Genomic DNA, 6,830 nt, shown 5'->3' on the forward strand with positions numbered 1-6,830 from the left:
GTTGCGGTTGATCTCGAATACCCGCTCGAAACCACCCACCACCAGGCGCTTGAGATAGAGCTCCGGCGCGATGCGCAGGTACATGTCGATGTCCAGCGCATTGTGGTGGGTGACGAAGGGACGTGCCGTGGCACCGCCGGGAATCGGCTGCAGCATCGGCGTCTCCACTTCCATGAAGCCGCGATCCTCGAAGAAGCGACGCATGGCGCTGATCACCCCGGCACGGGTCTCGAACACCTGGCGCGAATCGGGGTTCATGATCAGGTCGACGTAGCGCTGGCGGTAGCGCGCCTCCATGTCGGTGAGGCCGTGGAACTTGTCGGGCAGCGGGCGCAGGCTCTTGGTGAGCAGCTTGGCCTCCACCATCATCACGTAGAGGTCACCCTTGCCCGACTTGTGCACCGGCCCGCGGGCCGCCACGATATCGCCGATATCCCAGCCCTTGACGTCCTCCAGCACCTCGACCGGCAGCCCCTTCTTGTCGACATAAAGCTGGATCGTGCCGGACGGATCCTGGATGACGATGAAGGGCCCGCGCTTGCGCATGATCCGCCCGGACACGGCGGCACGGCGATCCAGGGTTTCCAGGTCAGCCTTCTCCCGGTCGCCGAGCTCGTCGTTCAACTCGGCCGACAGGCTGTCGCGGCGGAAATCGTTGGGGAAGGCGCTTTCGCCGGTCTCGGCGGCACGCTCACGGCGGGCGGCCAGCTTGGCACGACGCTCCGCGATCAGGCGGTTCTCGTCGTTCTGCGGGCTATCCGGTGAAGGGCTCTCGTTGGCCATAGGGCTACCTGTTAAAGAATGAGCTACGGGCTACGGGCTACGGGCTACGGGCTACGAGCGGGCTGGCTATCACTCGCGGCCCGTGGCTCGAAGCTCGGGGCTACAGTCCCTGCTTGAGGCTGGCGACGATAAACGGGTCCAGATCGCCGTCCAGCACCTTGTCGCAGCTGCTCGACTGCACACCGGTGCGCAGGTCCTTGATACGCTGGTCATCCAGCACATAGGAGCGGATCTGGCTGCCCCAGCCGATATCGGCCTTGGAGTCCTCGGCCTCCTGCTTGGCCGCGTTGCGCTTCTGCATCTCGTGTTCCCACAGCTTCGCCTTGAGCTGCTTCATGGCGAAGTCGCGGTTGGCGTGCTGGCTGCGCTGGCTCTGGCAGGCCACCACGATGCCGGTGGGCTCGTGGGTGATGCGCACCGCCGAGTCGGTGGTGTTGACGTGCTGCCCGCCGGCACCGCTGGAGCGGTAGGTATCGGTGCGCAAGTCCGAGGGATTGATCTCGACCTCGAAGCTGTCATCCACCTCCGGCGACAGGAAGACCGAGGCGAAGGAGGTATGCCGGCGGCCGCCGGAGTCAAAGGGGCTCTTGCGTACCAGGCGATGCACCCCGGTCTCAGTGCGCAGCCAACCGAAGGCGTAGTCGCCCTGGATGTGCACAGTGGCCGACTTGATGCCTGCCACATCGCCCGCCGACACCTCGATGATCTCGGCCTTGAAGCCGTGGTGCTCGGCCCAGCGCAGGTACATGCGCAGCAGCATGTTGGCCCAGTCCTGGGCCTCGGTGCCGCCGGAGCCCGCCTGGATGTCCAGGTAGGCGTTGTTCTCGTCCATCTCGCCGGAGAACATGCGCCGGAACTCGAGCTTCTCGAGGCTGGCCTGCAGCCCCTCGAGCTCCTTCTGGACCTCGGCGACAGTGCCCTCATCGTCCTCCATCTCGGCGAGTTCGAGCAGGTCGCGGCTGTCGCTGAGCCCCTGGTCGAGATCATCGATGGTGGCCACGATCGCCTCCAGGGTCGCCCGCTCCTTGCCGAGCTTCTGAGCATTGTCCGGGTTGCTCCAGACGTTCGGGTCCTCGAGTTCGCGGGTGACTTCCTCTAGCCGATCCTTCTTTTCGGCATAGTCAAAGATACCCCCTCAGGACATCTGTCCGCTCAGACAGGTCCTTGATCAGGTGGTGAATCGGGTTGGTTTCCAGCATGGGGCTCATCCGAGTCTGCGATGGAACGGTGGCCGCCGGGGCGCAGGCTCGATGCCAGGGCCCCGACGGCACGGAAAAGGCGCCTATTGTAGCGAAAGTGCCGCCGCGCCGCATCCATGCCCCACGCCGACGGCGTAGCAATCGCAGTGGATCATCGCGTTTTGTCGTGAAGGAGGCGGAGCTAGCTGTGGGAGCGCAGATTTTCTGCGCGAATGGCGCCGACAGGCGCCCCAGGCTGGGTGCCTGCCCAGGCCTGGGTGGCACCGCTATTCGCGAACTGAAGTTCGCTCCCACAGGGGGCTGTCCAGACCTTGGTGGCTCCGCCTTCGCGAACTGAAGCCGGAGCCTGACGCCGGCGGGAGCCCATGACGACAGGGCCCGGCCGAAGCCGGGTCTCGAGGTCGGGCGCGTGAGAAGGGAGGATCAGAAACGATAGTCCACCGAGAGGGCGAAGACATCCGCCGAGACCTCGTAGGTCCCCGAGAGGTTGCCCTTGCTCGCATTCTCGTTGCTGGGGGTCGCCTGCTGGTCGATGTCACCATCATCGGCGAAGACATGCATGTAACCGGCGGTAATGCCGAGCTCCGGGCTAGGCATCCAGGTGGCACCGAGGGTGGCCCACTGGCGATCAGTATCCGGCACCCGCGGGGTACGGAACTCGGCGCTCGGCACCGGGCTCTCGTCGAGGCCCAGGCCGGCACGCAGTAGCCACTGCGGGGTCAGCGCATAGTTGGCGCCCACCGAGAAGGCCCAGGTATCGTCCCAGTTTTCGGTCGTCGGGCTGCTGGAGCCATCCTCGAACTCGACCACCAGCTCATCGAAGCTGCTCCATTCGGTCCACTCGGCATTGGCCATCAGCGCCAGCCGATCGCTCAGCTGGTGATAGACCCCCAGATTGAGACTGGCAGGAGTCGTCAGCTCGGCCTTGCCGCCACGATCTACGATGCGGGGATCCACTTCCCCGACAACAGCGGCATCAGAAAATGCGGTTGTGCCTCGAAAAGACGTATCCCCTTCCAGCGTCAGGTCAATTTCGGAGCGGTAACTCGCGCCAAGGCGAGTCTGTTCGGTGACTTGGAAGAGAGCACCGAGCGTATAGCCATACCCCCAGTCATCACCCTCGACGGTACCTATCACATCATCAACACTCGGCATCCCCCCCATTTGTGCGGCCGCAGAGCCAAAATCGATAGCGTTGGACAAGGTGGCATCCGCATATTGCGCCCGAAGGCCGACGGCCAGGTTGAGACGATCCGATGCCCGGTAGTTGAGCGTCGGTTGGAAGTCGATGGTGGTGAGCTCGGTCTCGATGGCATGGTAGCGGCCGATCCAGTCCTCGTCGTACTTGGTGGAGAGCCCATAGGGCGCATAGATGGCCAGGCCCAGGTCGAACTGCTCATTGAGCTGCGTCTTGGCCGCAAAGGCCGGGACCACCGCCGTTTCTCCTCCCTGACGAGAGCCACCCCGATCATAGTCAACCACGCCACCGAGACTGCTGGCTTCGGCCTCTCTGAGTTCGAAGTCGGCATCGATATAGGCCACACCGCCGACGACCTGGTTGCCATCGATATTGCCGATGGAGGCCGGGTTATAGGCCATGAAGCTGGCGTCCTCGGCACCCGCGGTGGCGTTGGAGAGGGCATTGGCCAGCGTCTTGGCGCTCTGCTCGCGGACCTGGAAGCCGGAAGCGGACACCTGGCTGGCGATCAGCGCCGTGGAGGCAAGGGCCACGGCGAGGGAGAGCTTGTTGAACTTGTTGTGCATGGGCTCGACATCCTTTCGGGTAGCTGATGCTGGGTACGTGTCGTTGACCTTTCTGGCGTAACCGCAGTGTTTGCGAATCTTCCACTCGGGATCAACCACAAACGGCCGTTTGAAACCAAAAAATGCTAATCCTTTGGTCGTACATTCGTTTCATTCTTCGAACTTTCATCGACTTAGATAATATGCGCTCGCCGCAGCAGGCACGGTTCCATCACTCCTTGACCTATGGGTAACCCAAGGGTTTTACACTTACCGCATGACATCCTTGAGAGACCCCGACATGAAGGTCAGCGAATTGGCACGCCTCGCCGGCGTCACCGCCGAGACCGTACGCCACTACACCCGGGAGAGGCTGCTGCATCCCGAGCGCCATCCCGACAACGGCTACCAGTTGTTCGGGCAGGATGATCTGGACCGGCTGCGCTTCATCCAGCGCGCCCGCACCCTGGGGTTCGGCGTGGCCGAGATCCGCGACATCCTCGACCATGCCGACCATGGCGACTCACCCTGCCCCATGGTGCGCGACCTGCTGGCCAGCCGGCTGCCGCAGATCCGTGAACGGATCCGCGAGCTGCAATCCCTGGCCTCGCGCATGGAGCAGGCCCTGGCCGCCTGGGACGAGATGCCCGACGGCACCCCCGACGGCCATAGCCTCTGCCGCCTGATCGAGAGCTTTCCCGAACCGCTCAATGCCGGCCACGAGACCGGCGAGGAGACCCGATGAACGCCAGACAGCCCCTGGAGCGCCAGGTCCCCGGCATGAACTGCCAGGGTTGCGTGGCCACGATGCGCCGGGCCATACAGACCCGGGACGCGCAGGCCGAGGTCACCGGCACCCCGTCCGAGAAGCGCCTTGAGGTCACCACCACCCTGGCCGATGACGACCTGGACAAGGCATTGGTCGAGGCCGGCTACCCAGCAGTCGGTCAACGGCACCACGAGCGCCGTGTGCCGGACATGAGCTGCCAGGGCTGTGTCGGCAGGATGCGCAAGGCGATCCAGGCCGAGGACCCGGAAGCCGAGGTGGTCGGCTTCCCGGACGAGAAGCGCCTGGCGGTGGAGACGGCCCTGGAGGGCACCACCCTGGACCGGCTGCTGGAACAGGCCGGCTACCCACCCACTCGACCCACGGACGCTGCCGACGCAGAAGCCGAGGCACCGCCCGAGCCGGAGCCCGAGCACCCATCCTCTGACGAGACACCCGCAGAGGCCGCCGAGCAGGGCAGTGATCCGCAGGCGGAAGAGACGGCGGCGCGCGCGACCACCCAGCGGCTGTCGATCAGCGGCATGACCTGCGCCAGCTGCGTGAAGAGCGTCCAGCAGGCCCTGGAGCGTACACCCGGCGTCGTCAATGCAGAGGTCAACTTCGGCACCCATACCGCCCAGGTGCGCGGCCGCGCCAACCCGGATGCCCTGATCGAGGCCGTGCAGGACGTAGGCTACGGTGCCGAACCCATCGTCGACATGCGCGAGGCCGAACAGGCCCGTGCCGAGCGCGACGAGCGGGAATTCCGTCGTCGCCTGAAGGGGAGCGCCTGGTCGCTGGCCCTGGCCGTGCCGCTGATGGCCAGCATGTTCATCTACCATCCACACCCCGTGGGGGCCGGACGGCTCTACTGGCTGGTGATCGGCCTGTTGACGCTGGCCGTAATGGTGTTCCCGGGCCGCCACTTCTTCGTCAATGCCTGGAAGAACGTCCGGCACCATCAGGCCAACATGGATACCCTGATCGCCATGGGCACCGGCACGGCCTGGCTCTACTCCATGGCGGTGGTGGCCTTCGGACCCTGGCTGCCCGAGGTGGCCCGAGGCATCTACTTCGAGGCCTCGGCGATGGTCATCGGCCTGGTACTGCTGGGCAATGCCCTTGAGCTGCGAGCACGGGGCCGGACCAGCGATGCCCTCAAGCGACTGCTCGACCTGCAGAGCCGCACCGCGAGAGTGATACGCGATGGCGAGGAGCGCGAAGTCGAGATCGACGAGGTGCGCGAGGGCGACCACATTCGCGTGCGCCCCGGCGAGCGTCTGCCGGTAGACGGCAAGGTGACCGAGGGGCAGAGCCATATCGACGAGTCCATGCTCACCGGCGAACCCCTGCCGGTGTCCAAGGGCGAGGACGACGAGGTGAACGCCGGCACGGTCAACGGCAAGGGCTCGCTGGTCTACCGCGCCACCCGCGTGGGTGCCGACACCCGCCTGGGCCAGATCACCGAGCAGGTAGCCAGCGCCCAGAACTCCCGTCCGCCCATCGGTCAGCTGGCCGACCAGGTGTCGAGCGTCTTCGTGCCCTCGGTAATGATCATCGCCGTGATCACCGCGCTGACCTGGTTCAACGTTGGTACCGAGCCTCGGGTGATCCACATGCTGGTCACCGCCACCACGGTGCTGATCATCGCCTGCCCCTGCGCCCTTGGCCTGGCCACGCCGATCTCCACCATGATCGGCGTGGGCAAGGCGGCCGAGCACGGCGTGCTGGTGCGCAGCGGCGATGCCCTGCAGACCGCCAGCAAGCTCACCACCCTGGTCGTGGACAAGACCGGCACCCTCACCGAAGGCAAGCCCGAGGTGACGGAGTCTGAGGTGCTCGAGGGTGACGAGCGAGAGGTACTGGGCCTGGTGGCGGCCCTGGAGCGTGGCTCCGAACACCCCCTCGCGGCTGCGTTGATGGCACACGCTGAAGCGCGGCAGGCCGACCCCGGCGCGATTCGGGACTTCGACACCGTCACCGGGGGTGGGGTCAAGGCGACCAGTGCCGATGGCCAGACGCTACTACTGGGCAATGCTCGCCTGCTGGAAGAAGCCGACATCGACCTGGCCAGTGGCCGCGAGATCGCTTCCGAACTGGAGGAGAAGGCGCGCACCGTGGTCTATCTGGCCGTGGACGGTCAGCTGGCCGCGCTGTTCGGCATCAGCGACCCCTTGCGCCACGACACCATCGCCGCCGTGAAGCGCCTGCAGGCCGATGGCCTCAAGGTGGTGATGCTCACCGGCGACAACGCCCATACCGCCGGTGCCATCGCTCGGGAGGTCGGCATCGACGACTTCCGCGCCGGTCTCCTGCCCGAGGACAAGCATGCCGAGGTC

The 6,830-nt window shown here is 65.4% G+C and carries 5 protein-coding genes; 2 read left to right on the forward strand and 3 right to left on the reverse strand.

What is annotated here, in order from left to right; genetic code table 11:
* From RI841_RS13075 to RI841_RS13085, 3 genes are all read right to left on the reverse strand, one after another.
* Positions 1-783 (reverse strand): amino acid--tRNA ligase-related protein (locus RI841_RS13075; RefSeq protein WP_310706057.1); only part of this gene is annotated, 783 nt, incomplete at its 3' end.
* Between the two features lie 100 nt (positions 784-883).
* A protein-coding gene (gene prfB, locus RI841_RS13080) for a peptide chain release factor 2 (RefSeq protein ID WP_310706060.1) occupies positions 884-1,979 on the reverse strand; the annotation gives its coding sequence in 2 pieces (ribosomal slippage) (positions 884-1,906 and positions 1,908-1,979; 1,095 coding nt in all).
* A 426-nt stretch (positions 1,980-2,405) separates the two neighbouring features.
* On the reverse strand, positions 2,406-3,746 hold the full coding sequence (locus RI841_RS13085) for an OmpP1/FadL family transporter (RefSeq protein WP_310706058.1): 1,341 nt from the start codon (positions 3,744-3,746) through the stop codon (positions 2,406-2,408).
* 280 nt (positions 3,747-4,026) lie between these two features.
* Between RI841_RS13085 and RI841_RS13090 the strand changes: the two genes are divergently transcribed.
* A complete protein-coding gene (locus tag RI841_RS13090; protein ID WP_310706059.1) occupies positions 4,027-4,470 on the forward strand; it encodes a MerR family transcriptional regulator in 444 nt (147 codons plus the stop codon).
* A partial coding sequence (locus RI841_RS13095) for a heavy metal translocating P-type ATPase (RefSeq protein ID WP_405000944.1) occupies positions 4,467-6,830 on the forward strand: 2,364 nt, incomplete at its 3' end. The genes RI841_RS13090 and RI841_RS13095, both read left to right, overlap by 4 nt.

Source organism: Halomonas sp. (assembly GCF_031581305.1).
In the GTDB taxonomy this organism is placed as follows: Bacteria; Pseudomonadota; Gammaproteobacteria; order Pseudomonadales; family Halomonadaceae; genus Halomonas.

What these genes read in the sequence shown, in the direction of transcription:
- RI841_RS13090 (WP_310706059.1), top strand. Translation starts at nt 4,027, where the DNA reads ATGAAGGTCAGCGAATTGGCACGCCTCGCCGGCGTCACCGCCGAGACC.
- RI841_RS13085 (WP_310706058.1), bottom strand. Translation starts at nt 3,746, where the DNA reads ATGCACAACAAGTTCAACAAGCTCTCCCTCGCCGTGGCCCTTGCCTCC.